This is a genomic window from Photorhabdus antumapuensis (assembly GCF_020387775.1).
Lineage (GTDB): Bacteria > Pseudomonadota > Gammaproteobacteria > Enterobacterales > Enterobacteriaceae > Photorhabdus > Photorhabdus antumapuensis.
This window is the reverse complement of the sequence record NZ_JAHZMK010000046.1, coordinates 1-693: the sequence shown is the minus strand read 5'-3', so window position 1 is coordinate 693 and position 693 is coordinate 1. Positions and strand designations below refer to the sequence as shown.

Here is a 693-nt window from a genome sequence, read left to right as displayed (position 1 = left end):
TAAAGCCACAGCCATGACAGGTTATGCCGTTCGGGTTAGCGATAAAGACCGCGGCTTTTTGCCCCGCCACTTCCAGCAGACCCTGTAGAGTTGAGGCAACACTCCCCACCACTTCATTGATAATCAACTCAGCCGATTGACCGTGGAAGTTGGGGTTTGCCCCAATTTGTCCCGCCAGGACGGATTGGGTCGCAGCGGGCGCATTATTAAGCACTACGCCTAAAGCCCCAACATTAAACTCCCGATAACGGTTATGTGAAACCCCGCGGGAATTAGGGGCCGCAATATGGATAATAGGCCGGTTATTTCTCACGGCAATCCGCGCTCGTTTATCCGCCAGTTGAATCCCGGGTATGCCACCGGCTATTGCTGGGATATTGATGTCCAGTTGGGGAGCATTGCCTAATGCGAGGTCAATCAACGCCGCCGTCACCGGGGTATATTTTCCGTCGGCTGAGTACAACGCGGGGCTATTTTTGGCGACTGCGGCCATCCCTGCTGCCGATAAGGTGGTCTCCGCCATATTGCCGCCGGCAATCAGGGTTAAATTGTTGCCGGCGGTGACGTGACCCACATCAAGCGAGCCACCACTGGTGAGAGTAATACCTTTCCCGGCGGTCAGGGCCATGCCCGCCAGATTTATCCCTGCGCCCGCATGGATTTCAATATTTTCATCCGCTGCCAAATGCTGAT

General features: G+C 54.8%; 1 protein-coding gene. It reads right to left on the bottom strand.

Going from position 1 to position 693, the window contains the following annotated elements; genetic code table 11:
* A partial coding sequence (locus tag KZ793_RS17075; RefSeq protein WP_225816426.1) for a two-partner secretion domain-containing protein occupies nt 1-693 on the bottom strand: 693 nt, incomplete at both ends.